At 70.1% G+C, this 344-nt stretch carries 1 protein-coding gene; it reads left to right on the forward strand.

Features of this window, described 5'->3' with window-relative positions:
- On the forward strand, nt 1–344 hold a 344-nt coding region (locus HA052_RS28415; RefSeq protein ID WP_166454451.1), incomplete at both ends, for an AMP-binding protein.

Raw genomic sequence — 344 nt, forward strand, 5'->3', positions numbered from 1 at the left:
CCTCGCCCGCCGCCTGCGCGCCGACGGCGTCAGCCCGGAAACCCTGGTCGCCGTCGCGCTGCCCCGTTCCATCGATCTGGTCGTGGCCCTGCTCGCCGTGCTCAAGGCCGGCGGCGCTTATCTGCCGATCGATCTCGACTATCCAGCCGAGCGCATCGCCTTCATGCTGGCCGACGCCCAGCCCGCCGTGGTCCTGTCCCGTTCCGAGCTGCTGGCTGGCCTGCCGGTCGAACGCGCACTGTGCCTGGACCAGATCAACGATGCGCTCGAGACCCTATCCGACGCGCCGCTGGACCTCGCCGGCGACGACAGGCATCCGGCCTACGTCATCTACACCTCCGGCT

The organism is Chromobacterium fluminis, assembly GCF_011602385.1.
Taxonomy (GTDB): domain Bacteria; phylum Pseudomonadota; class Gammaproteobacteria; order Burkholderiales; family Chromobacteriaceae; genus Chromobacterium; species Chromobacterium fluminis.